The sequence below is a fragment of the Polymorphobacter multimanifer genome (genome assembly GCF_014205635.1).
In the GTDB taxonomy this organism is placed as follows: Bacteria; Pseudomonadota; Alphaproteobacteria; order Sphingomonadales; family Sphingomonadaceae; genus Sandarakinorhabdus; species Sandarakinorhabdus multimanifer.
The window spans coordinates 168,851-192,555 of record NZ_JACIIV010000001.1; the positions used below are offsets into that span (position 1 = coordinate 168,851).

Here is a 23,705-nt window from a genome sequence, read left to right on the forward strand (position 1 = left end):
CCCTATTTCTCGCGCAGCCGCGGCATCAGCTCGACGAAATTGCACGGCCGGTGCCGGCTGTCGAGCTGGTCCTTCAAGATCCCGTCCCACCCGTCCTTCACCGCCCCCGTCGAGCCGGGCAGGCAGAAGATGTAGGTGCCCTGCGCCACGCCGGCACAGGCGCGTGACTGGACGGTGGAGGTGCCGATCGTCTGGAAGCTGAGCCAGCGGAACAGCTCGCCGAAGCCCGGAATATCCTTCTCCGCCACCTGCGCCAGCGCCTCCGGGGTCACATCACGCCCGGTCAGCCCGGTGCCGCCGGTGGTGATGATCGCGTCGATGGCCGGGTCGGCAATCCAGCCCCGCAGCCGCTCGACAAGCATCGGCACATCGTCCTTCTGGATCGCGCGCGCCGCCAGAGTGTGGCCGGCGCACGTCAGCCGCTCGACCAGCGTATCGCCCGACGTGTCCGACGACGCATCGCGGGTGTCCGACACGGTGAGGACGGCGATGTTCACCGCGCGGAACGTCCGGCTGGTGTCGATCGGCATCAGGCGCCCGATTCAACGAGGCCGGGAAGCTTTTCGGGCTCGGCCTGGCTCGGCAACACCTGCACCGGCCGCGGCAGGCGCTTGACCGCCGGCAGGCCCGGCATCCCCGGAAACTTCGGCCACAGCCCGCCGATCAGCGCATCGACGCTCGCCGGCGTCTCGCCATCGCGCAGCTGGTACATCCAGTAATTGCGCAGCACCACTTCGACATAATGGCGCGTTTCGCGGAACGGGATCGACGCGATGAAGAGCAGCGGGTCGCCGCGGTCATCGAGGCTGGCGTTCCAGCGCTGCACGCTGCCGGGGCCGGCATTATAGGCGGCGATCACCTTGGGGAGCAGCCCCTCGGTGTAGCTCATGTCGCGCAGTGCCTCCAGATAGGTCTGGCCCACCTCGATGTTGAACGCCGGGTCGGTGAGGCTGCCGATCACCGCCGAACTCCCTTCGGTGGCAGCCGCCGCCATCGCGGCGGACACTTCGCGCGCGGTGCCGGGCATCATCTGCATCACACCCTTCGCACCCGCCCGCGACGTGGCGGTGGTGATGAAGTTCGATTCCTGCAGCGCATGGGCAAACACCAGCCCGCGGTCGACACGCCAGCCGCGCGCCGGCTCCCAATCGGGTGCGGGGAAGCGCGCCGAGAGTGGCGGGTCGATCCCCACCGGCGGCCGCACCGCAAGGCTGTACTGCGTGGCGGGCAGGCTGAGCCGGGCAGCCAAGCGCAGCAGTGCCGAGTAATTGGCCTGGGGTGCGGTCAGCGCCAGATGCTTCAGCTCGCGGTCGGCAAGCCCGATCTGGCCGATCTCCACCAGTGCTGCGGCCCGCCGGGCGCCGGCGAAGTCACGCAAATGGTTCCAGTCAGCGGTGATGAAATCGGGTTCGGACCAGTCCTGCACCGGCGCCAGCCCGAGCGCGCGTCGCGCCAGCACGCCATAAAGGCTGTTGGGCGCCCGTGCGGCGGATTCGAGGCGCGGCGTCACCAGCTCGGGGTGGCCGGCGGCCAAGTGCGCGCGGCTCGCCCAATAGGCACCGGCCGCGGCCAGGTCCTCGGTACGCTCATAGCCCGCCATCCGCGTCGCCATCAGGTCGAAGGCTTCTGCTGCCGCATCATATTGCCCGAGCCGCCACGCCGCGAGCCCTGCGGTCCAGGCACCAAGGGCGGCCCATGGCCCCATGCCGCGCGCCGCCTGCAGCCCGAGGCGCAGCGCTGCCGGATTGTCGTTCTGGCCGTAATAGCTCCACGCCACCCGCTGCGCCCATTCGGCTCGCGCCCCGCTCGAAAGGCCGGCCTCGGCATTTGCCCAGGCCCGCTCGGCGTCGGCGTTCCGGTCCGCCGCAAGCAGCGGCTTCAGCGCATTGGCGGCACCGAAGTCGGTCTCGCCGGTCTCGGAGCGGAACGCCAGCGGTGGGTTTACGCTCATGTAGCGCAGCGGCCGCATGCTCGGCAGCACCGGGATTGGCCCGGCGTCGCCACGCATCTGGGCGGCAACACGCGCCACGCCCTGCGCCTGGGGCAGGTCACCATAGGTGTTCAGCCACTCGACAAGCTGGGCACGCGTGAACTTGCCGGCAACACCCTTGGGGCCACGCGCCGCGATGATCTGCGCGCGCGCAGTCTCGGTCAGCAGTCCCTTGCCGAGCGACGCCAGCGCGGCCTCTGCCTGTGCCAGCCGCCCGGCGTCGATATCGAGGAACAGCGAGCGCCAGACGGCGCGCTCGGCCGCGGTCAGCTGTGCCGGCACCGCGCGCTGGCGGGCGGTGATGCCGTCGCGAATTCCGGTCACGATCAGCGTGCCGTCTCCCGGCGGCGTCATCGTCTGGTCATTGGCGAGCGCTGCACTGCCCGAAAGCAGCGCGGCGGCGAAGAGAAGCTTGCGGATCATGCAGTGCCTTCGAGAAGCGCCTGCAGCCGCTGCAGATCGGCCCAGGCATCGGCTTTGAGCGCCGGCTGGCGCAGCAGCATGGCAGGCGGATAGGTGGTGAGCATCGGCACGCCCTCGAGCGCCAGCGCGCGGCCGCGCAGCGCTGCCAGCGGCGCATCGGGCACGGCAAGCTGGCCGGCTCGCTGGCCGAGCGCCAGGATGCAGCGTTGCGGCGCAAGCGCCAGCGAACGCCGCAGGAAAGGCAGGAAACTGTCGACCTCGTCGGCGCGCGCCGGCCGGTTGCCGGGGGTAGACCATGGCAGCAGCGCCGCGACCGACACCGTATCGAGTTCGATGCCGATGGCGGCGAGCATTGCAGCCAGCAGCCGGCGCTCGTCGCCATTGTCGGGCAACGGCACTTCGCCGAGCAGAAGCAGCGGCGCATTGTCTGCAACCGTCAGCAGCCGGGGTGGAGCGGCGCTGCGCCGGCCGAGCGGATGGTCGATTGCCACAAGGGCGGCATCCAGTGCTGCAAGGCTGTCGAGATCATCGAGCGCAAGGGCCGCGGGCGCGTGCTGAACCGGAGCCGGCGCCTGCAACGGTTCTGGCCGCACAGTCAGCGCCTCGGTGGCCGGCGTCGGTCGTTCGGCCAGCCAGTTGCGCGGGGTGGCGTCTACCACCGCATCCAGGCCGCAATCGACCAGCCAGCCAAGTGCCGATGCAGCCACAATGGCATTCGGCAGTTGTGGTGAGGCGGTTGCAGCCAACATTGCGCGCACTTCTGCGGCGGCAGCGCCTCTGGTCAAGCGACAATCGCTTCCGTATCTGACAGAGCATGGCAAAGCTGCGGCAGGATGTTGACCGTGGTCGGCGGTGGGGATGGATGAAAGGCAAGGCATGAGCGAACGTGAATCGATGCCCTATGATCTGGTGATCGTGGGCGGGGGCCCGGCAGGGCTGGCAGCCGCGATCAAGGCCAAGCAGGCAGCGACGGCAAAGGGCCTCGAACTTTCGGTCTGCATTCTCGAGAAAGGTTCCGAAGTCGGGGCGCATATCCTGTCGGGTGCCGTAGTCGATCCACGGGCTCTCGACGAATTGCTCCCCGAGTGGCGGACGATGGACAGCCCGATGACCGTGGAGGTGAGCGAGAACCACCACTGGATCCTGACGGAGACGAAGCAGCACGAGTTTCCGCACGGCCTGATGCCGCCGTTCATGAACAACAAGGGCTGCTACACGGTGAGCCTCGGCAACCTCTGCCGCTGGCTTGCGGGCCAGGCCGAGGCGCTGGGCGTCGAGATCTTCCCCGGCTTTGCCGCGGCCGAAGTCCTGTGGAACGAGGATAACTCGGTGAAGGGCGTCGCCACCGGCGACATGGGTATCGCCCGCGACGGTTCGAAAAAGCCGAGCTGGCAGCCGGGGCTGGAACTGCACGCCAAATACACCTTCTTCGCCGAAGGTGTGCGCGGGCATCTGTCCAAGCAGCTCATCAGGCATTTCGCGCTCGACAAGGACAGCGATCCGCAGATCTACGGCATCGGCCTCAAGGAGCTGTGGGACATCGATCCGGCAAAGCATGTGCCCGGCAAGGTCATCCACACCCAGGGCTGGCCGCTCTCCGATGCCAATGGCGGCGGCTTCATCTACCACCAGGCCAATGGCCAGCTGGCGCTCGGCTTTTCGGTCTGGCTCAACTATTCGAACCCCTATCTCTCGCCCTTCGACGAGTTTCAACGCTGGAAGACACACCCGGCGATCAAGGCAATTCTCGAAGGCGGCCGCCGCGTTTCCTATGGCGCCCGCGCGATCAACGATGGCGGCTGGCAATCGGTGCCGAAGTTGGCCTTCCCCGGCGGCGCGCTGATCGGCTGCTCGGCCGGCTTCGTGAACGTGCCGCGGATCAAGGGCAGCCACACCGCGATGAAGACCGGGATGATGGCGGCGGACGCCGCGGTGGAGGCCATCGCCAGCCAGCGCGGCAATGACGAACTGACCGCCTATCAGGCCGCCTATCAGACGAGCTGGGTCGAATCCGAGCTGCGGATGGTGCGCAACACGCTGCCGGCAGTCGAGCGGTTCGGCAATCTCATCGGCACCGGCATTGCCGGCGTCACCATGTGGCTGGAGCATCTCGGCCTGCGGCTGCCCTTCACGATGAAGAATCACCCCGATTACAAGTCGCTCAAGAAAAAGTCGGAAGTGCAGCCGATCGTCTATCCCAAGCCCGATGGCGTCTACAGCTTCGACAAATTGTCGAGCGTGTTCATCTCCAACACCAACCATGAGGAGGACCAGCCGGTCCACCTCAAGCTCAAGGACCCGAGCATCCCCATTGCGGTCAACCTGCCGCTCTACGACGAGCCCGCCCGGCTCTACTGCCCGGCCGGCGTTTACGAAGTGGTGGGCCAGGAGACCGGCGAGCCGCGCTTCCAGATCAACGCGCAGAACTGCGTCCATTGCAAGACGTGCGATATCAAGGACCCGTCGCAGAATATCGTGTGGGTGGTGCCGGAGGGCGGCGGGGGGCCGAATTATCCGAATATGTAGCGCAGCGCGGCGCAAGAATAGCGCAGCTATTCTGCGACTCGCGCAAGCTCGGCCGGCGGGGCGGCGCGCGCTCCTGCGCGCCGAACCCGTCCGACGCCAGCCGTGGCTTTGCCACGGCCTCTTCCTTCCTGACCGCACCGCGACCCCCAACCCTCTCGACTCCCAGCCCCACCCAAGCCAGAGTCCCCCCATGCGTACCCTCCTGTTCCTGTCCCTCCTGGCGCTCGCCGCGCCCGCCACCGCGCGGATCAACGCCGCCGGCCAGCCCTCGTCGGCGCTCCATGGCTATGTCCTCGGCCGCGCCGCGTCATCGGGGGACTCGCTCACCGATGCCGCGCGCTTCTTCGAATTCGCCAACGCGCAGGATCCCGGCAAGCCCACGCTGGTGCGCCGCGCCTTCGAGCTCGCGGTGGCGTCGGGCGATGCTGAACAGGCCTTTGCGCTGGCGCACCAGCTGCAGGCGAGCGGTGGTGCCAATCCCGAGCTGGGCGTTTTGCTGCTGAGCGAAGCGGTGCTCAAGAAGGACTGGAAGGCCGCCGATGCCGCACGCGCCACGCTGGCGGGCGCGGGCTATGCGCAGGTCGTCTCGCCGATCGTCGATGCCTGGGTGCGCTTCGGGCGCGGCGAGAATGATGCGGCACTGGCCATCCTCGATCCGCAGCAGTTCACCGGCTTTGCGCGCTCCTATGTCACCGAGCAGCGCGCCCATATGCTCGCGGCGGCTAGGCGCTGGCCCGAGGCGGCGGCCGCCTATGCCAGCCTGCGCGCCGGATCGCCGGCGGGCATCAGCTTCATCCGCGTCGGCGAGGCCGATGCCGTCGCCGAGGGCGGGGACAAGGTTCGCGCACTGGCGCTGCTCGATGGCAATGATCCGCCCACCGTGGCGGCGCGCACCCGGCTGCAGGCGGGCAAGCGCATCGGCGCACTGGCGCCGGGGCCGCGGCAGGGCATCGCCTGGATGGCAGCACGGCTGGCGTCGGACCTGTCGCGCGAGCGGCCAGTGCCGCTGGCACTGCTGTTCGCGCGCACCGCGACCTTTCTCGCCCCCGATGTGCCCGCCGGCTGGCTGATCGCCGGCGATATGCTCGCCCGCGGCGGCCAGCGGTCGGCAGCGCTCGCCGCCTATGAAAAGGTGGCGGATGACGATGCCCTCGCCGTGTCGGCAGGCATTCGCCGCGCCGAAGTGCTTGAAGCGATGGGGGACACCGCGCAGGCCGGCGCGCTGCTGCGCAAGGCGACCACCGTACCGGGAGCCGGAAGCGATGCCTGGGTGCGGCTGGGGGATTGGCACCGCCGCGCCTCCGCCTTCGGTCCGGCGATCGAGGCCTATTCGCAGGCGCTGGCACTCACCCCCGAAGGCGCCAACAACTGGGGCCTGTGGTTCCTGCGCGGCAGCATGAAGGAGCAGGCCGGCGACTGGCCGGGTGCCGAGGCCGATCTGCGCGCCGCGCTGCAGCTCTCCCCCGACGAGCCGGTGGTCCTCAACTATCTCGGCTATTCGCTGCTCGACCGTTCGCTCAAGCTGCCCGAGGCGAGCGCCCTGATCGAAAAGGCCGCTGCCCTGCGTCCTGCCGATGGCGGCATCATCGACTCGCTCGGCTGGAGCCAGTTCCGGCGCGGCAACTTCGCCGAGGCGGTTTCCACTCTGGAAAAGGCCGCCGAGCTCGAGGCGACCGACGCCACGGTCAACGATCATCTGGGCGATGCCTATTGGCGCACCGGCCGGCGCATCGAGGCCAATTTCCGCTGGCGCGCCGCCTTGCAGATGGAGCCCAGCGACAAGCAACGCCGCGAGCTGCTCGCCAAGCTGGACTATGGCCTCGACGCCGCCGTCGCGATGGCGAACTGATACCCGCGCACGATGCACGAAGCCGCACCTGCCAAGGTCAATCTCGCCCTGCACCTGCGCCGCCGCCGCGAAGACGGCTATCACGACCTCGAGACGATCTTCGCTTTCACCGCGTTCGGGGACACGCTGCACGCCGAGCCGGCGGATACGCTGACGCTCCGGATCGACGGCGAGCACGCCGAGGCGGCCGGCGCCGGGCCGGACAATCTGGTGATCCGCGCCGCCAGGGCGCTGGCGGACGCCGCCGGCATCCATGCGGGGGCGGAACTCCACCTCGAAAAGCGCATCCCGGTCGCCGCCGGCCTCGGCGGCGGATCGGCCGATGCCGCGGCGACGCTGCGGCTGCTGGGCCGGCTCTGGCAGCTCGACTGGCCTGCCACGCGGCTGGAAGCGCTGGCGGCCGGGCTCGGCGCCGATGTGCCGGCATGCGTGGCCAGCCAGACCTGCTTCGGGCAGGGCAAGGGAGAGACACTTTCCCGCTGGCCGCACGATCTCGCCGGCACGCCGATCCTCCTCGTCAACCCGCGCGTCGCCGTGCCCACCGGCCCGGTTTTCGCCGGTTGGGACCAGGCCGACCGCGGCGGCATCGACGCCCAGGCGCCACTGGCCAGCCTGCGCAACGACATGACCCCGGCAGCATGCGCCATCGCCCCGGTTATCGGCGAGGTGCTCGAAGCGCTTTCCAGGCAGCCAGGCACCACGCTGGTGCGGATGAGCGGCTCGGGCGCCACCTGCCTCGCGCTGTTCGAGACAGTCGGCGCCCGCGACACGGCGGCAGCTGCATTGGCGCCACATGGCTGGTGGCACGCAGCGACAACGCTGCTCTAAAAATTTGCCGCAGCGCAGCATGAAAGGTTGACGCGCACGTCAACCGAAGGCAAACCGGGTCTATACCGCAACGCACAAAATATTTCTGATTGCCACTCAGTTCTCGCTTGACCATTAACTGAGTCTCACTTAAAGCTTCACTCACAAGTTTCGAGTGACGCTCAACCGGACCGGCATTTGCCCCCGGCGACACAACAGGAGAAGACCATGTTCAACCGTGCTCTCATCGCCATCGCCTTTGCCGCAGCAGCCGTTTCGGCACCCGCGTTCGCCGCCGATGCCAACACCTGCAAAAACACGCCGGCAGCACTGCGCAGCGCCGCGGCCACCGCCCAGCCCGAGCAGGCCACCATGGCCATGCGCCTCATCGTCGTCGGCGAGCGCCTGTGCGATGCCGGTGGCCGCGCCGAAGCCGGCAAGAAGTTCGCGTCGGCCGCCAAGGCACTCGGCACCGACCTTGCTGCGCTGAACACCAACGTCGCAGCTCAGTAATCGCTCTCCCAGCCGCCGGCGCATGCGCCGGCGGCAAATCCCGGCCGGCGCTCTCTCCCCCCCGATAACAAGGGCCGAGCGCCGGCCGTTTTTTGTCTGGCGCACATGGCCCCTGCCTCGTTAAGTCGAGAACCGCAGCAAAGGGGCCCGCATGACCGACCACCCGCATCTCCGCCTCGAAACCGCCGGCCCGGTGGCACGGCTGCTCCTCGATCGTCCGGCAAAGCGCAACGCGATGGAGCAGTCGATGTGGGAGGCGCTGCCCGGCCTCGTCGCCCGCGCTATGGCCGACCCTGCAGTCCGCCTGCTCATCGTCGCCAGCGCCCATCCCGGACCATTCTGCGCCGGTGCCGACATCGCCGAATTCGCCGTGCATTCCGCCGATCCCGCCTGGCGTGCCCGCAACGCCGCCGCCATCCGCGCCACCCAGGTCTCGCTCGCCCGCGCCCCGAAGCCGACATTGGCGGTGATCGACGGCGACGCGGTGGGCGGCGGCTGCGGCGTCGCGATGGCGTGCGATCTCCGCATCGCCTCGCCGCGTGCCCGCCTCGGCATCACGCCGGCAAAACTCGGGCTCGTCTATCCGCTCCACGACACCCGCCTGCTCGTCGAGCTCGTCGGCCCCGCCCAGGCGCGGCGGCTGCTCTTCTCGGGTGCGCTCGTCGATGCCGCCGAGGCGCTGCGCATCGGGCTGGTGCAGATCGTCGCGCAGGACCTCGACGCCGAGGTGACTGCCTTCGCCGCCGCCGTCACCGCCGCCTCGCCGTCGAGCCAGCGCGCGTCCAAGGCGATCATCCAGCGCATCATCGAAGGCGCGCATGATGACGATGCCGAAAGCCAGGCCGGCTTCGATGCCGCCTTCACGGGGCCGGATTTCGCCGAGGGCGTCGCCGCCTTCCTTGCCAAGCGCAAGCCCGATTTCGGCGCAAGCGCATGACCGCACCCCGCATCATTTCCGGCACCGCCCCGGTCCTCATCGTCGCCGACCATGCCAGCAACGCCGTGCCACCCGGCATCGATCTCGGCATCGACCCGGCGCTGCTCGAAACGCACATCGGCATCGACATCGGCACCGCAGCGCTCGCCGAGGCGCTCGCCTTCGCCCTTGATGCGCCGGCGGTCATCGCCACCGTGTCGCGGCTCGTTGTCGATCTCAACCGCGACCCCGATGAGCCGAGCGGAATCCCGGCCGCCTCGGATGGCCATGTCATCCCCGGCAACCTCGCGCTGTCCGACGCCGAGCGGTCGCTGCGCCTCGCCGCCATCCACACGCCCTATCACACCGCCATCGACGCGGCCGTGGCCGCCCACCGCCCGCAGTTGCTGCTGTCGATCCACAGCTTCACCCCGCAGCTCGCCACCGCCCCCGCGGAAGCCCGCCCCTGGCCGATCGGCCTGCTCCACAACACCGACAGCCGGGCGCCGCGCCTCGCATTGCCGCTCCTCGCCGCGCGCGGGCTGCATGTGGGCGATAACGAGCCCTATTCGGGCAACACGCTCAACTACACGATGGATCGCCACGCCGAGGCGCGCGGGCTTCCCTATCTCGGCATCGAGGTGCGCAACGACGGCCTGCGCGATGCCGCCGGCGTGGCACACTGGTGCGCCATCCTCGCCGACACCACGCACCAGCTGCTCAGGCAACTTCGCTAGGCAGGCGGCTCCCACAGCTCGATCGGGTTGCCCTCGGGATCATGGATCCGTGCAAACCGACCCACTTCGGGCGAATCCCATTCGGCGCGCGTTTCTGCCGCAATGCCGGCTTCGGCGAGGCTTGCCAGCAACGCCTCCAGCCCCTCGACGCGCAGGTTGAGCATGAAGGCCTTGTCGGCGGGGAAATAGTCGCTGTCCGCCTTGAAGGGCGCGAACACCGTTGGCCCGCCGTGCGTCATCCAGCTCCATTCGTCGACGGGTCCGGCGGCATCGGCATTGCAGCCGGCGCCGATATGCAGGTGGATGCGATACCATAGCGCCAGCGCGTCCGGGTCACCCGCGCGAAAGAACAGCCCGCCAATCCCCACCACGCCCATCGCTTCATCCCCCCAAAGCCGCCCGCCGGACTTGACCGGGCGGACCGGCGCGCGCATCGACTGTCGCCCGACCGCTCGACAGGGAGCCACATGTGAGCCGTTTCGACAAGTCCAGGTTGCCCAGCCGCCATGTTTCGGTCGGCCCCGAGCGCGCGCCGCACCGCAGCTATTATTATGCCATGGGCCTGACCGAGGAAGAGATCGGCCGGCCGTTCGTCGGGATCGTGTCGGCGGGCAATGATTCCGCCCCCTGCAACACCACCCTCGATGCCCAGGCCGATGTCTGCCGACAGGGCGTCGACGAGGCTGGCGGCCTGCCGCGGCGGTTCAACACCATCACCGTTACCGATGGCATCGCCATGGGCCACCAGGGCATGAAATCCAGCCTCATCAGCCGCGAGGTCATTGCCGATTCGATCGAGCTTTCGGTGCGAGGCCATTGTTATGACGGGCTTGTCGGCTTTGCCGGCTGCGACAAGAGCCTGCCGGGCATGATGATGGCGATGCTGCGGCTCAACGTGCCCAGCATCTTCGTCTATGGCGGCTCGATCCTCCCCGGCCGCTTCGAGGACAAGGATGTGACCGTCGTCGACGTGTTCGAGGCCGTCGGTGGCTATGCCGCCGGCTCCTGCCCGATCGCGCGGTTGACCGCGCTCGAAAAGGTGGCCTGCCCCGGGCACGGCGCCTGTGGCGGCCAGTTCACCGCCAACACCATGGCATGCGTGGGGGAGGCGATCGGTCTGTCGATGCCCAACAGCAACATGGCGCCCGCCCCCTATGGCAGCCGCGCCGACATCGCCACGGCGGCCGGCCGCCAGGTGATGACGCTTATCGAGAAGAACATCCGCCCGCGTGACATCTGCACCCGCACGGCCTTCGAGAATGCCGCGCGCATCGTCGCCGCCACCGGCGGTTCGACCAATGCCGCCCTCCATCTTCCCGCCATGGCCAATGAGGCGGGCATCGATTTCGACCTGTTCGACGTGGCGGCGATATTCAAGTCAACACCTTACATCGCCGACCTCAAGCCCGGCGGAAAGTATGTTGCCAAGGATCTCCACGACGCCGGCGGCGTTTACATGGTCATGCGCACGCTGTTCGATGCCGGATTGCTGCATGGTGACTGCCTGACCGTCACCGGCAAGACGCTTGGCGAAAACATCGAGGAGATCAGCTGGCGCGATGACCAGAAGGTCATCTACCCGGTCTCCGCCCCGCTCTCGCCCACCGGCGGCGTCGTCGGCCTCAGGGGTTCGCTTGCCCCCGATGGCGCCATCGTCAAGGTCGCCGGGCTGGCGCGGCTCAAGTTCAGCGGCCCGGCGCGGGTGTTCGATTGCGAGGAGGATTGCTTCGCCGCCGTCGAGGCGCGCACCATCGAGCAGGGCTGCGTCATCATCATTCGCTACGAAGGCCCCAAGGGCGGCCCCGGCATGCGCGAGATGCTCAGCACCACCGCCGCCCTCTATGGCCAGGGGCTTGGCGAGCATGTGGCGCTCATCACCGATGGCCGCTTCTCGGGCGCCACCCGCGGCTTCTGTATCGGCCATGTCGGCCCCGAAGCTGCCGATGGCGGGCCGATCGCACTCGTCGAGGATGGCGACCTGATCCACATCGATGCCGAGGCCGGCACGATCGACCTCGATGTTGCCGACGATGTCCTCGCCGCGCGCCGCAGCGCGTGGGAGCCGCGCCGCACCGATTACAATGCCGGGGCGATCTGGCGTTTTGCGCAGAATGTCGGACCCGCGCGCACGGGCGCCGTCACCCATCCGGGAGCGGCTGCAGAAACCCATGTCTTTGCCGATATCTGAGGCTTTTCCAGCGTTCTGGCGCTCAGCGCGGTTGCAACTGGTTGCCGGCGGTCATCACCGGGGAGGTTTCCCCGGGGAGGCTCGGCATGGGCTTGATCGCCGCCCAGATCGGCTCGCCGCGCGCGTCGCGCGGCACCTCGGCCAGCGTGCCACCGCGCCCGCGCTCGACATAGAGCGGCGACGCCGCACAGCCGGCGAGCAGGGAAAGGCACAAAAGCAGGGCGGGGCGGATCATGCCCCCGCTTGTGCCATTGCCCGGGAGGCCGCGCAATGCTGATGCTGCCGGCCGGCCCGCCGCTCCTCACCCCCGATGAAATGCGCGGCGCCGAAGCCGCCGCCATCGCCGCCGGCACCCCCGCACTGGTGCTGATGGAGCGCGCCGCTGCCGCCGGCACTGCCGCGATCATGGCCTTCGCCCCGCGCGGCCGGGCGCTGGTGCTCTGCGGCCCCGGCAACAATGGCGGCGATGGCTATGGCGTGGCGCTCGGCCTGCGCGCGCGCGGGGTCAGTGTGGACGTCATCGCGCTGGCACCCCCCGCCACCGAGCCTGCGCAGACCATGGCGGCGCGCTGGGACGGCCCGGTGCTTGGCCCCGAGACGCTCGCGGACACGCACGACACGCTGATCGTCGACGCACTGTTCGGCACCGGCCTCGGTCGCCCGCTTCCCCCCGCAGCCGAAGCCCTGCTCGCCGCCCTGCAGGGCAGCGGCCCGGTGGTGGCACTCGACATCGCCAGCGGCATCGACGCGCTGACCGGCGAAGCCCATGGCCAGCCGCTGGCCGCCGACCTCACGATCGCGTTCGGCGCCGCCAAGCACGGCCATGTCCAGGGCGCCGGTGCGCGCACGCGCGGCCGGCTGGTGGTGGCGGATATCGGCGCAGCACTGCCCGATGTCCCCATCCACCTGGTGTCCCGGCCACTTCGCGGGGTGCCCGCCCCCGACACGCACAAGTTCGCGCGTGGCCAGCTGCTGGTGGTCGGCAGCCACCTCGCCACCGGGGGTGCCGCCGCCCTCGCTGCCAGCGCAGCACTTCGCAGCGGGGCAGGGGTGGTGACCCTCGCCGGCGACGCCGCAACCCTCCCGAACGCGATCATGCGCCGGGATGATGCCGCCGCCCGCACCTTGCTCGATGATCGGCGCACGACGGCCCTGCTCCTTGGCCCCGGCCTCGCCGAAGACGGCCGGTCGCGTGACTGGCTCAACCGCGCGCTCGCAGCGTCGCTTCCGGTCGTGCTCGATGCCATGGCGCTTCGGCTCGCCGATCCCGCGATGCTTGCCGCCGCGCGAGCGCCCATGGTGCTGACCCCGCACGAGGGCGAGTTTCGCGCGCTGTTCGGCGACATCGGCCCGAACCGCATCGCCGCCGTCCAGGCTGCCGCGAGCCTCGCAAGCGCGGTGGTGCTCCTCAAGGGCCCCGAGACGATCATCGCCGCCCCCGATGGCCGGGTGCTCGTCAACACCCATGCCTCGCCGCACCTCGCCACCGCCGGCAGCGGCGATGTGCTCGCCGGCATCATCGCCGGGCTCATCGCCCAGGGCATGGACCCGTTCCGTGCCGCCGCCGCTGCCGCCTGGCTGCATGGCGAGGCCGGCTTCCTCTGCGGCCCCGGCCTGATAGCCGACGATCTGGTCGCCGCCCTTCCATCCGTATTGGCCAGCCTGTGAACGACATCCAGACCATCATCCGCCTTGCCGCCCGCGGCGACGGCATCACCGCCGACGGCCGCTTCGTGGCGGGTGCCGCAGTCGGCGACGAGATCCATTTCGAGGATGGCAAGCCCGTCATCGTCCCCGGCCCCGGCCATGTCGTCCCCGTCTGCCGGCATGTTCCCGAGTGCGGCGGCTGCCAGCTCCAGCACATCACCGACCAGGCCTATTGCGCCTTTGTGCTCGATCGGCTGGTGCGCGTGCTGGGGCCGATGATGCCCGCCGACGTGGCGCCGGTCGCCCTCTCGCCGCCCCGATCGCGGCGGCGCATCGCCATCCGCGCGGTGCGGCGCGGCGGCCAGTTGCTGCTCGGCTTCAACAGCGAATCGAGCCACCGCATCATCGATCTCCAGCAATGCGAGGTGATGCTGCCCGAGCTTTTCGCGCTGGTGGCACCGCTACGCGCGCTGCTGCACGAGACCCTCGCCGAAGGGCAGGGGGCGGGTCTCACCCTCACCGCGTCCGACACCGGCATCGACCTGCTCGTCGCCAACATCCACGCCGAGAGCCTCGACGAGATCCAGCGGCTCACCGACTTCGCCAGGGCTCATGGGCTGGCACGGCTCTCGGTCGAGGGCGCGCAGGGGGTGGAGACGGTCTATGAGGCGCAGACCCCGCAGCTGATGATGGGCGGCGTCCGCGTCAGCCTGCCCCCCGCCCCCTTCCTTCAGGCCACGGTGGAGGGCGAGGCCGCCCTTGTCGCCGCGGTCACCGCCGCCACCGCCGGCGCGCGCGTCGTCGCCGACCTGTTCTGCGGCCTCGGCACCTTCGCGCTGCCGCTCAGCCGTGCCGCCCGCGTGATGGCCGTCGATGCCGCCGGCCCGGCCGTGGCATCGCTGGCAGGGGCCGCCCGCGCCGCCGGCCGCCCGCTCGACACGGTGCACCGGGACCTGTTCCGCCGCCCGCTCACGCCCGACGAACTGAAGCCGTTCGATGCCGTGGTCTTCGATCCACCCCGCGCCGGCGCCGAGGCCCAGGTGAAGATGCTCGCAACCTCCGCCGTGCCGCGGATCATCGGTGTCTCGTGCAACCCCAGCACCTTCGGCCGCGATGCAAGGCGCCTCGCCGATGCCGGCTGGGCCATCGAAAAGCTCTGGCCGGTGGCGCAGTTCCGCTGGTCGAGCCATGTCGAGCTGGTGGCGCTGTTCACGCGGCGCTAGCCGTTCCCGCTAACCGTTCATTCTCCGGAAAGCTGCCGGCGGGCATTTGCCACGACAATCTGGGGGGCGACATGGCAGTGCTGCTGTGCCATGGAGCCGCAACGATCGAACCAAAAGGCCCGATGATGCTCAAGCGTTTCCTCCTGTCTGCCGCTGCCATCACCCTCGCCGCGTCGCCGGCCGTCGCCCAGCGACTGCCCGCCACGTCGATGCTCATCGCCGATGTCGATGGCGTTGTGGCGCAGAGCGTCGCCGGCCGTGGGGCCGCCACGGCGCTCGAAGCCCGCGTCGCCACGCTGCGCACCCGCGCCGATGCCCTCACCACCCAGCTGCAGGCCGAGGCCAACGCCATCCGCGCCGGCCAGCAGGGCGGCACACTCAAGGACAAGCCGCTCGAAGATCGCATCGTCGCCTTCGAAGCCCGGCAAAAGGCCGCCACCGAGGAGATCCAGCGCGCCGAGGCCGATATCCAGCGCGCCCAGAGCTATGTCAGCCAGCAGCTCGGCGCCGCCATGCGCCCGCTCATCGCGCAGCTGATGCAGGAAAAGGGTGCGAGCATGATCGTCCCCGCCAGCGCCGTGCTCCAGCACTCCGCGGGCCTCGACGTGACGCCTGACCTGCTTGCCAAGCTCAACGCCGCCCTGCCGAGCGTCTCCACCACCCCGCCGCCGCCCACAGCAGCCGCGCCGGCCGCCGCCCCAGCCCCAGCTCCGGCCCCAGCTCCGGCCGCCCCGCGCTAAAAGGCGGCGAGCAGCCCGAGCACCGTCATTCCACCAAGGCACAGGCTCGCCAGCGCAAACAGCGCAAAGCGCACGACCACCCGGTTGACGAGAATCTGCACCAGGCTGTGCGCGACCCGCAGCGCAACATAGCCCCACGCCAGCAGCAGCGCGACGCCATCCCCGGCCCCCAGCAGCGCCAGCGCAATGCCGACGGCGTAAAAGACCGTCGGCTGCTCGAGCAGATGGTTGTAATTGTCCGCCACCCATGAAGCGCGCTCCTCGCCCTTCGCGACCAGCTGGTCACGCAGCCCCCGCCCCGTCGAGCCCACCAGCCTGGTGCCATCAATCCCCGCGCGCGCCATCGCCGGCAGCCGCGTGGCATACATCCACACCCACACCAGCATCGTCCAGCCGGCGAGCGCCAGCACTGGCCCCAGAATCGGACTGTCCATGAAAAAACCCCCTGCAGCTTGCGCCGCAGAGGGTTCGTTTGATTTCAGCGGCGAGTCAATCAGCCGAACCCCGGGGGCGCAGCCGAACCTCGTGTCAGCCGAACATCGTCCCGAAGGCGCGCTTGGCACGCTCCTTCCAATGGCCGCGATGATAGGCGTCCGAAGCCAGCAGCGGCATCACCGATCCGGCCTCGGCAAACACCATCTGCTCATGCGTCGTCTGCACCTTGCCCCACGACGCCGCCTCCTGCAGCGTCGAGGACGAGCAGGCGCCGTCGCGCACATCGGCCACGGTGATCTGCAAGGCATATTTGTGCATCGCCACATCGTCATGGCCCAGGATCTCGGCGCAAACCACCGTATCCTGGATGAAGTTCTTCGGCACGCCGCCGCCGATCATCAGCAGCCCGGTGGTGCCGGCCTTCACCTTGATGTCGGTCAGCTCGCGGAAGTCGGCAATGGCATCGAGCACCATGTACGGCTTGCCCTCCTTGGCACGGTCGACCTGGTGCTTCACCAGCCCGAAGCCCGCCGAACTGTCCACGAACGCCGGGCAGAAGATCGGCACATCATGCTCATAGGCGAGCTTGACGAGGCTGTTCTCCTTCTTGCCATGCTCGACCAGATACTTGCCCATCTCGCGGATGAAGGCGCGGCTCGAATAGGGCTTGGCCTCGAGCGTATTGGCGATCTCGTAGATGGTGTGGTCGCAGTCCTGCAGCTGCTGCTCGTCGATATAGGTGTCGTAGATCCGGTCGATATAGAGCGACCGCAGCTCGTTATCGTCGGGAATCTCGAGGGCCTGATAGTGCTTGTGGCCAAGGCCTTCGAAGAAATCCATGTCGACGATCGAGGCGCCGGTGGCGACGATCCCGTCGATCATGTTGTTGCGCAGCAGCTCGGCATAAAGGTCCATGCAGCCGCCCGCCGACGTGCTGCCGGCGATGACGAGGAAGATCGAGCAATCCTTGTCGGCAAGCATCATGTTGTAGATGCTCGTTGCCCGCGCCAGGTCGCGCGAGGTGAAGCTCATATGCGCCATCTGGTCGATGATCGGCCGCGCATCGAAGCTCTTGATGTCGATGTGCTTCACTTCATGCGCAAGCAGCTCGGCCTTGCGGGTGTCGTTGATCTGGGACGGGTCGGTGACGACGGTATTGGCCATGATAAGGCTCCCTTTTGGTCAAATGGCCCGGCGGGAAGGCCCGCCGCCCGTGGCCGGGGGAGTCCGGCGCCGAACGGGCATGGCGGCCGCCGGCAGGGCAAGCCCCGCCGGCAACCGCCGAAGTCGATGTTCCTACTTCAACTTGCGAAGTGGAATAACGTTCTCGGAAGACTCTTGCGTGACACCATAGACCGAATCCATCGGTTCGTCGGTGGCGATCACCGTGTCGCCGGCGGTGAAGCCATTGAAGCCGGTGCGCATCGCACAGCCATAGGCGCCGAGCATGCCGATCTCGATCATGTCGCCCGCCTGCACATCGGCGGGCAACGCGAACGGTCCGCGCATGAAGTCCATGTCGTCGCAGGTCGGACCCCAGAAGCTGAACTCCATGGTCCGGGCATGGCTCGTCTCTTCACGGACCAGCTCGACCGGAAAGCGCCAGCCGACATGCGCCGCATCGAACAACGCGCCATAGGCACCGTCGTTGATGTAGAGCACATCGCCCTTGCGCGCTTCCACACGCACCAACAGGCTCGCATATTCCGCCGAAAGCGCCCGGCCTGGCTCGCACCAGAGCTCGGCCGAATAGCTGATCGGCAGCGCCTCATAGGCACGGTGGATCACCTCGAAATAGCTCTCGAGCGCGCCCGGCTCCATGCCCGGATAGATCGACGGAAAACCGCCACCGACATCGACGATATCCACGGTCACGCCCGCGGCCACAATCGCCGCGCGCACCTGGCCGAGCGCATCGCCATAGGCCTGCGGGCTCATCGCCTGGCTGCCGACATGGAAGCAGATGCCGAGCGCATCGGCCACCTGGCGGGTCGCCATCAAGAGGGGCCCGGCCTCATCGGCAGCGATGCCGAACTTGGAGGCAAGGCTGAGCTTGGAATGCGCCGAAGACACCCGCAGCCGCACGCACAGCGTGAGATCGGTGGCACCATCGGTGGCGGCCACGATCTTCGCCAGCTCGTCGAGGGAATCGAGGCTGAACGTGCGCACGCCATGCACGGCATAGGCTTCGCGAATGGCTTCCTCACCCTTGATCGGATGCATGAAGCAGAGCGTGGCGTGTGGCAAAAGCCCACGAACAAGCCGCACCTCGGCAATCGAGGCGACGTCGAAGTGCGTGATGCCGCTGTCCCAAAGGGTGCGGATCAGATCGGGCGAGGGGTTTGCCTTCACGGCATACATCGACGTTCCCGGAAACTTCTCGACGAAGAATCGGGCAGCGCGACGCGCGGCGTGGGGACGAACGAGGGTGACTGGCTGCGTGGGTCGCAGGGCAGTCGCTACCCCCAACGAGTTATGGTGCTTGTGCAATTCAAGGGACCTCCGGGGTGAGCAAAGTTGCCGGAGAAGGCCGGCACCAAAGCTGCCTTGCGGTGGAAGTCCCATGGGGCAGCGAGCGGCGCGTATGGGGTCATGGACCGGCCATGTAAAGCAGTTTTTTATTACACTCTCCACTTGCAGTTTTCGGGTGGAGCCCCAAAGGCTTGCGCCATGGTTCCGCACCCGCTTTCCACACCGCTCACACACACCGAAGTGGTGGAAGCGGCAGCACGTCTTCTCGGCACGGCGGTGCGCACGCCATTGCTGCGCTGCGATGCGCTCGATGCGGCCACCGGCGGCCGCGTCTTCCTCAAGCCGGAATGTCTTCAACGCACCGGGTCGTTCAAATTCCGTGGCGCCTATAATAGGCTCTCGAGCTTGAGCCAGGCTGAACGGGACGGTGGCGTCGTCGCCTATTCCTCGGGCAACCATGCCCAGGGCGTCGCTGCGGCCGCCCGGCTGCTCGGCCTGCGCGCCGCCATCATCATGCCGTCCGACGCCCCGTCGCTCAAGGTCGAGCGCACCCGCGCCGATGGCGCCGAAATCATCTTCTACGACCGGTTGACCGAAAGCCGCGAGGCACTCGCCGCCACGCTGGCTGAGACACGCGGCGCCACCATCATCCCGCCTTTCGACGATCGCCATGTCGCGGCAGGGCAGGGCACCTCGGGGCTCGAAGTGGCCGAAGATCTCGCCGCCATGGGCATCACCGCCGATCTGGCGCTTGTCTGCTGCGGCGGCGGCGGCCTCACCGCGGGCTTCGCCATCGGCTCGGGCCTGCCCACCATCGCCGTCGAGCCACAGGGCTATGACGATGTCGGCCTCAGCCTCGCCGCCGGCCATATCATCCCGGTCAGCAACCCCGGCCCCACCCGCTGCGACGCTTTGCAAACATTGCGCATGGGCGAGCTCACCTTCGCCACCCTCGCCGCCGTCGGCGCGCGCGGAATCTGGGTGACCGAGGCCGAAGCCGCCCGCGCCGTCGCCTTCGCCTTCCGCGAATTGAAGCTCGTCGTCGAGCCCGGCGGCGCCGTTGCACTCGCCGCCGCCCTCGCTGGCACCGTCGATCTTCACGGCAAGACCGCCATCGTCATGCTCTCGGGCGGCAACGTCGATCCCAAGGTGTTTGCTGACTGTCTCGCCCAAAGCTGATAGCCCGCAGTTCGGGGGCCATCGGGAGACAACACATGACCGACACCCGCACCGAAACCGACTCCATGGGCGCCATCGCCGTGCCCGCCGACCGGCTCTGGGGCGCCCAGACCCAGCGCAGCCTCGAAAATTTCCGCATCGGCAGCGAGCGGATGCCGCTGCCGATCATCCATGCCCTAGGAATCATCAAGGCCGCCGCGGCGCGCACCAACACCCGTCTTGGCGGGCTCGATCCCAGCCTCGCCACCGCCATCGCCAATGCCGCACAGGAAGTGGCGGACGGTTTGCTCGACGCCGAATTCCCGCTCGTCGTCTGGCAGACCGGCTCGGGCACCCAGACCAACATGAACGCCAATGAGGTCATCGCCAACCGCGCCAGCGAAGCGCTCGGCGGCCGGCGCGGCACCAAGGCGCCGGTCCACCCCAATGATCACGTCAACCTCAGCCAATCCTCCAACGATACCTTCCCCACCGCCCTCCACATCGCCGCCGCCCGCGAAGTCTTCTCCCGATTGCTTCCGGCGCTGCGGGCGATGCACGCCGATCTCGCCGCCAAGGCCGCAGGCTGGGACACCATCATCAAGATCGGCCGCACCCACACCCAGGACGCCACACCGCTCACGCTCGGCCAGGAGTTCTCCGGCTATGCCGCACATCTGCAGGACGGGATCGCGCGAATCGAGATGGCGCTCCCCGGCATCCTGGCACTGGCGCAGGGCGGCACCGCGGTCGGCACTGGCCTCAACGCCCCAAAGGGCTTTGCCGAAGCGATCGCCATCGAAATCGCCACCAGCACCGGGCTGAATTTCATCACCGCCCCCAACAAGTTCGCAGCCCTTGCCGGCCAGGACGCCCTGCTCTTCCTCCACGGCGCCATCGAGGGCATGGCCACCAGCCTCTACAAGATCGCCAGCGACATCCGCCTGCTCGGCTCGGGCCCCCGCGCCGGGCTCGGCGAGCTGGCGCTGCCCGAAAACGAGCCCGGCAGCTCGATCATGCCCGGCAAGGTCAACCCCACCCAGGCCGAGGCGCTCACCCAGGTCTGTGCCAGGGTGCTGGGCAACCACGCCACGCTCGCCTTCGCCAACAGCCAGGGCCAGTTCGAGCTCAACGTCTATCGCCCGGTCATGGCGCATGCCTTCCTGCAGAGCGTGGGGCTGCTGGCAGACGCCGCCACCAGCTTCACCGAGCATCTGCTCGCTGGCCTTCAACCCCGGCGGGACAATATCGCCCGCGGCGTGCAGAATTCGCTGATGCTCGTCACCGCGCTTGCGCCGACCATCGGCTACGACACCGCCGCAAAGATCGCCAAGACCGCGCACGAGCAGGGCCTCACCCTGCGCGAAGCCGCCATCGCCAGCGGTGCGGTCACCGCCGAGGATTATGACCGCATCGTCGACCCGGCGCGGATGCTGGGGCCGGACCACGAGCCGCAATAGCCGAAAGCGGGTTTCTTTTGCGCCCCGCCCCGGCACCCGGAGCCGATCCGGTCGCTCGCGTGTTGAACATGTGACGCAGCAAAACCCGACAGGAGAATGTCATGGCCGACCTCAGCCAGATCACCGAGCACATGGAAATCATCGGCGCCGATGGCGTCCACATCGGAACAGTCGACAAGGTCGAAAATGGCCGCATCAAGATGACCAAGGCCGACAGCGGCTCGCACAGCGATCACCACCATTTCATCTCGGGCGGTCTGGTCGCTGCCGTCGAAGGCAACCAGGTGCGCCTGTCCGCAGCCGGCGCCGCCGCGGTGCTGCTCGAGGAAGAGGATGACGGGGAGCCGCTGGCCGACAAACGGCCCTGAAGCGGTTTTTCATGGCGGGCCACGACCGATGAAGGTGATCACTACGAATACGCTGTAGCACTACGATAATGCATGATCTCCCAAAGCCGCTTCGAACACTTCTAGCCCGGATGGTCGGGGCGGAGACTTGTCTCCGTCAATGCGCGCTAGCAGATAGGTGACGGCCTCGACCATCTCGACTGCACTGTAGGGCTTGGGCATCGAGCCTATGGCGACTGTCTGGGCGGAGCGTGCCCGGCTGACCTGCCCGCTAATCAGCAGGACCGGAATGGAGAGAGCTTTCAGATGCTTCGCCAGTTCGATCCCGTCATCTCTGCCGCGCAGCTGGATGTTCACCAGCGCCAAGTCAGGCGTGCTTTCCCGTGCTACGGCGACCGCCTGTTCGTGCCGGTCCGTTAAATCAAGGACATGATAGCTGGCGGCCTCAAGCTCATCGCGCAGCGCGATTGCGACAAGGACTTCATCCTCGACGATCATGAGCGTTTTCCCGCGATCAGCGGCCTGCAACGCGTTCATTGGCATTTGACCTTCCAGGTTCATCGCGCGTGGGTCCTGACCGAGGCCCTTCGGACAGTGTCGCGGAGGAATTGCGATCCTCGTTCTCTCCCACCAGCGCGACCCGGACATGCTCGACGCGAACAACGGTGCCTGGGACGGCGGACGCCGTTTCAACCGTCGCCTGGAGCTGTTTCGCCAGTGCTTGAACGATGCCGGTACCGAGTCCGGTGCGGGACGTGACCGGATCATTCGGCAAGCCAATTCCATCGTCCCTGACCGACAGCGTCCAATTGGGGCCATGAGAATTGTAGCCGATCTCGATCCTTCCCGCGCCACCGTTTGGAAAGGCGTGCTTCAGCGCGTTGATAATCAGTTCGGTGACGATGAGGCCCAGGCTGACGGACACTCTCGATGTGACAACGCCGTCGCCTGTCACGACCAATGTTACGGCTTTTTCTTCGCCAATCAGCGATGCCGCAATGCTGTTGCAGAGACTTGTGAAATAGGCCCGCAGTTCGACGAGATCGTCACCGGTTTGGGATTCCGAGAGCTGTCGTTCAAGCTGGGCGACCGCCATCACGCGATGATGGGCATCCGTCAGATGGTCGCGCGTTTCAGGTGAAGTCGTTCGCCGCGCGTTTTGGAGCAGCACGGCTGATACGATCTGAAGGCTGTTGGCGACGCGATGGCGAACCTCGCGAAGGAGGACGCCGAGCTGATCGATTATTTCGTTCTTGGCTCGCTCACTTGCGCGCGCATCGGTTACATCAGCGACCGCTATCAGTAGCCATGGCTGACCGAGATCCTGATAAACAAGCCGCCGTGCGTTGATGATCAGGCAGCGGGTCTCGCAATCGGGGCGCTTGAGTTCCATTTCGAATGCAACAATCTGCGCAGTGCCACCGGCGATCGCGGTCAACAGGGCACGCAGTTGGGTGACGTCCCATTCTCCGGTGCCCAGCTCGAACACGTGATGGCCCGAGGCCGTGGCAACATCGACCCCGAATGTCTCGCAAAACGACAGGCTCGCCCCGGCGACGCGAAGCTCTCCATCGAGCAGCAGCAGGGGGGTTGGCGATGAAATGATCACCGCCATTGCCAGGCTTAGCGCCGGGTCTTCAGTATCATTCGGAGGCCGGGTAGCCATTGCGTGCCCTTCAAAAAACCGGTTACTCGCGGAGCGAAAGCCTTGGCCGGTAGGAGCGGCAAATCCGCTGATTTCAACCAATCGCTGAAACCGTAGAAAGGCGTATACCACATTGCGTCGGGTGCCACACCTTATTCTACAGCCTGAAGATTTGTTTGCCCTCTACCTCGTAGAGGGCGAGGAAACATTGTTGATGAGCGTCGATATGGCCGTGACGATCTGCGCGGACGCGAACGGCTTCTGCACCATGACGCTGTTAGGGACCCCTCGCGAGTTGTGGTCACCAGCTCTGTTTCCTGACATATAGACGACCGGAATGTCAGGATACAGTTCCCGCGCACGCTGCGCGACATCCCAACCCTCCGGCCCATTACCAAGCTGGATATCAGTTACCAGGCCAGCAAAGTGGTGTTCTGCATCGTTAAGGGCCGCGATTGCGTCGGTGCCATTCGTGAGAATGCTTACGGCGTAGCCACCCTCGTTCAAGGCATCCTGGACCTCCAGTGCGATCATAGCTTCGTCTTCAACGAGCAGAATTAGTACGGCTTTTTCCAAGTAGGGCTCTCCTTTTTGAGGCAACGCAGCTTGTGATTAAAGTTCCACCCAGC

24 protein-coding genes are annotated in these 23,705 nt (G+C 67.5%); 13 read left to right on the forward strand and 11 right to left on the reverse strand.

Annotation, left to right across the window (positions count from 1 at the left end; all coding sequences use genetic code 11):
* Positions 1–2: 2 nt before the first annotated feature.
* From moaB to FHS79_RS00765, 3 genes are read right to left on the reverse strand one after another with little or no spacing between them, the layout of a single operon-like run.
* Positions 3–530 (reverse strand): molybdenum cofactor biosynthesis protein B, encoded by a 528-nt coding sequence (moaB, locus tag FHS79_RS00755; RefSeq protein WP_184193843.1) that lies wholly within the window; start codon positions 528–530, stop codon positions 3–5.
* On the reverse strand, positions 530–2,413 hold the full coding sequence (locus tag FHS79_RS00760; protein WP_184193846.1) for a lytic transglycosylase domain-containing protein: 1,884 nt from the start codon (positions 2,411–2,413) through the stop codon (positions 530–532). Before FHS79_RS00760 ends, moaB begins: the two co-directional genes overlap by 1 nt.
* Positions 2,410–3,162 (reverse strand): uracil-DNA glycosylase, encoded by a 753-nt coding sequence (locus tag FHS79_RS00765; RefSeq protein ID WP_184193848.1) that lies wholly within the window; start codon positions 3,160–3,162, stop codon positions 2,410–2,412. The genes FHS79_RS00760 and FHS79_RS00765 overlap by 4 nt, the downstream gene beginning before the upstream one ends.
* 127 nt (positions 3,163–3,289) lie before the next feature.
* Between FHS79_RS00765 and FHS79_RS00770 the strand changes: the two genes are divergently transcribed.
* The 6 genes from FHS79_RS00770 to FHS79_RS00795 all read left to right on the forward strand — a co-directional run bounded on the left by FHS79_RS00770 (position 3,290) and on the right by FHS79_RS00795 (position 9,761).
* Complete coding sequence (locus tag FHS79_RS00770; RefSeq protein ID WP_184193851.1) at positions 3,290–4,939, forward strand: electron transfer flavoprotein-ubiquinone oxidoreductase; 1,650 nt, start codon at positions 3,290–3,292, stop codon at positions 4,937–4,939.
* A gap of 190 nt (positions 4,940–5,129) precedes the next feature.
* A complete protein-coding gene (locus FHS79_RS00775) occupies positions 5,130–6,788 on the forward strand; it encodes a tetratricopeptide repeat protein (RefSeq protein WP_184193855.1) in 1,659 nt (552 codons plus the stop codon).
* Between the two features lie 12 nt (positions 6,789–6,800).
* Positions 6,801–7,616, forward strand: coding sequence for a 4-(cytidine 5'-diphospho)-2-C-methyl-D-erythritol kinase (locus FHS79_RS00780; RefSeq protein ID WP_184193858.1), 816 nt, complete (start codon positions 6,801–6,803; stop codon positions 7,614–7,616).
* Positions 7,617–7,823: 207 nt separating this feature from the next.
* Entirely contained in the window at positions 7,824–8,108 is a 285-nt protein-coding gene (locus FHS79_RS00785; protein ID WP_184193861.1) for a hypothetical protein, read from the forward strand.
* A gap of 151 nt (positions 8,109–8,259) precedes the next feature.
* Positions 8,260–9,045 (forward strand): enoyl-CoA hydratase/isomerase family protein, encoded by a 786-nt coding sequence (locus FHS79_RS00790; RefSeq protein WP_184193864.1) that lies wholly within the window; start codon positions 8,260–8,262, stop codon positions 9,043–9,045.
* Positions 9,042–9,761: an N-formylglutamate amidohydrolase gene (locus FHS79_RS00795; protein ID WP_184193867.1), complete on the forward strand. Its 720-nt coding sequence runs from the start codon at positions 9,042–9,044 to the stop codon at positions 9,759–9,761. Before FHS79_RS00790 ends, FHS79_RS00795 begins: the two co-directional genes overlap by 4 nt.
* Here FHS79_RS00795 and FHS79_RS00800 read toward each other — a convergent pair.
* On the reverse strand, positions 9,758–10,138 hold the full coding sequence (locus FHS79_RS00800) for a VOC family protein (protein ID WP_184194078.1): 381 nt from the start codon (positions 10,136–10,138) through the stop codon (positions 9,758–9,760). The two genes, FHS79_RS00795 and FHS79_RS00800, sit on opposite strands and share 4 nt — an antisense overlap.
* A gap of 92 nt (positions 10,139–10,230) precedes the next feature.
* On the opposite strand from FHS79_RS00800, the gene ilvD reads away from it, so the two are divergent.
* The gene (gene ilvD / locus FHS79_RS00805) at positions 10,231–11,949 is read left to right on the forward strand and encodes a dihydroxy-acid dehydratase (protein WP_184193870.1); all 1,719 of its coding nucleotides are present in this window, start codon (positions 10,231–10,233) and stop codon (positions 11,947–11,949) included.
* Positions 11,950–11,971: 22 nt separating this feature from the next.
* Here the strand turns inward: ilvD and FHS79_RS00810 are convergent, their stop codons facing one another.
* Entirely contained in the window at positions 11,972–12,184 is a 213-nt protein-coding gene (locus FHS79_RS00810) for a hypothetical protein (RefSeq protein WP_184193873.1), read from the reverse strand.
* A 35-nt stretch (positions 12,185–12,219) separates the two neighbouring features.
* Here FHS79_RS00810 and FHS79_RS00815 point away from each other — a divergent pair, with 35 nt between their 5' ends.
* From FHS79_RS00815 to FHS79_RS00825, 3 genes are all read left to right on the forward strand, one after another.
* On the forward strand, positions 12,220–13,617 hold the full coding sequence (locus FHS79_RS00815) for an NAD(P)H-hydrate dehydratase (protein WP_243452547.1): 1,398 nt from the start codon (positions 12,220–12,222) through the stop codon (positions 13,615–13,617).
* Positions 13,614–14,819 (forward strand): class I SAM-dependent RNA methyltransferase, encoded by a 1,206-nt coding sequence (locus tag FHS79_RS00820; RefSeq protein WP_184193876.1) that lies wholly within the window; start codon positions 13,614–13,616, stop codon positions 14,817–14,819. Before FHS79_RS00815 ends, FHS79_RS00820 begins: the two co-directional genes overlap by 4 nt.
* 71 nt (positions 14,820–14,890) lie before the next feature.
* Positions 14,891–15,559 (forward strand): OmpH/Skp family outer membrane protein, encoded by a 669-nt coding sequence (locus tag FHS79_RS00825; protein WP_184193879.1) that lies wholly within the window; start codon positions 14,891–14,893, stop codon positions 15,557–15,559.
* On the opposite strand, the gene FHS79_RS00830 is transcribed toward FHS79_RS00825, so the two are convergent.
* The 3 genes from FHS79_RS00830 to FHS79_RS00840 all read right to left on the reverse strand — a co-directional run bounded on the left by FHS79_RS00830 (position 15,556) and on the right by FHS79_RS00840 (position 18,484).
* On the reverse strand, positions 15,556–15,993 hold the full coding sequence (locus tag FHS79_RS00830) for an MAPEG family protein (protein WP_184193882.1): 438 nt from the start codon (positions 15,991–15,993) through the stop codon (positions 15,556–15,558). The genes FHS79_RS00825 and FHS79_RS00830 overlap by 4 nt on opposite strands.
* Positions 15,994–16,087: 94 nt before the next feature.
* Positions 16,088–17,158 carry a 1,9-bis(guanidino)-5-aza-nonane synthase gene (locus FHS79_RS00835; RefSeq protein ID WP_184193885.1) on the reverse strand — a complete coding sequence of 357 codons (1,071 nt, stop codon included), beginning with the start codon at positions 17,156–17,158 and terminating at the stop codon, positions 16,088–16,090.
* A 132-nt stretch (positions 17,159–17,290) separates the two neighbouring features.
* Positions 17,291–18,484 carry a type III PLP-dependent enzyme gene (locus tag FHS79_RS00840; RefSeq protein WP_184193888.1) on the reverse strand — a complete coding sequence of 398 codons (1,194 nt, stop codon included), beginning with the start codon at positions 18,482–18,484 and terminating at the stop codon, positions 17,291–17,293.
* A gap of 180 nt (positions 18,485–18,664) precedes the next feature.
* Between FHS79_RS00840 and FHS79_RS00845 the strand changes: the two genes are divergently transcribed.
* From FHS79_RS00845 to FHS79_RS00855, 3 genes are all read left to right on the forward strand, one after another.
* Positions 18,665–19,645 carry a threonine ammonia-lyase gene (locus tag FHS79_RS00845; RefSeq protein ID WP_184193891.1) on the forward strand — a complete coding sequence of 327 codons (981 nt, stop codon included), beginning with the start codon at positions 18,665–18,667 and terminating at the stop codon, positions 19,643–19,645.
* Positions 19,646–19,680: 35 nt separating this feature from the next.
* Entirely contained in the window at positions 19,681–21,084 is a 1,404-nt protein-coding gene (gene fumC, locus FHS79_RS00850; RefSeq protein WP_184193894.1) for a class II fumarate hydratase, read from the forward strand.
* A gap of 101 nt (positions 21,085–21,185) precedes the next feature.
* The gene (locus FHS79_RS00855) at positions 21,186–21,452 is read left to right on the forward strand and encodes a DUF2171 domain-containing protein (RefSeq protein WP_184193897.1); all 267 of its coding nucleotides are present in this window, start codon (positions 21,186–21,188) and stop codon (positions 21,450–21,452) included.
* Positions 21,453–21,512: 60 nt separating this feature from the next.
* On the opposite strand, the gene FHS79_RS00860 is transcribed toward FHS79_RS00855, so the two are convergent.
* The 3 genes from FHS79_RS00860 to FHS79_RS00870 form a co-directional block, all read right to left on the reverse strand.
* Entirely contained in the window at positions 21,513–21,992 is a 480-nt protein-coding gene (locus FHS79_RS00860) for a response regulator (protein WP_184193899.1), read from the reverse strand.
* Entirely contained in the window at positions 21,946–23,046 is a 1,101-nt protein-coding gene (locus tag FHS79_RS00865; protein ID WP_207792162.1) for a sensor histidine kinase, read from the reverse strand. The genes FHS79_RS00860 and FHS79_RS00865 overlap by 47 nt, the downstream gene beginning before the upstream one ends.
* Before the next feature lie 213 nt (positions 23,047–23,259).
* The gene (locus tag FHS79_RS00870; RefSeq protein ID WP_184193902.1) at positions 23,260–23,652 is read right to left on the reverse strand and encodes a response regulator; all 393 of its coding nucleotides are present in this window, start codon (positions 23,650–23,652) and stop codon (positions 23,260–23,262) included.
* Positions 23,653–23,705: the final 53 nt, after the last annotated feature.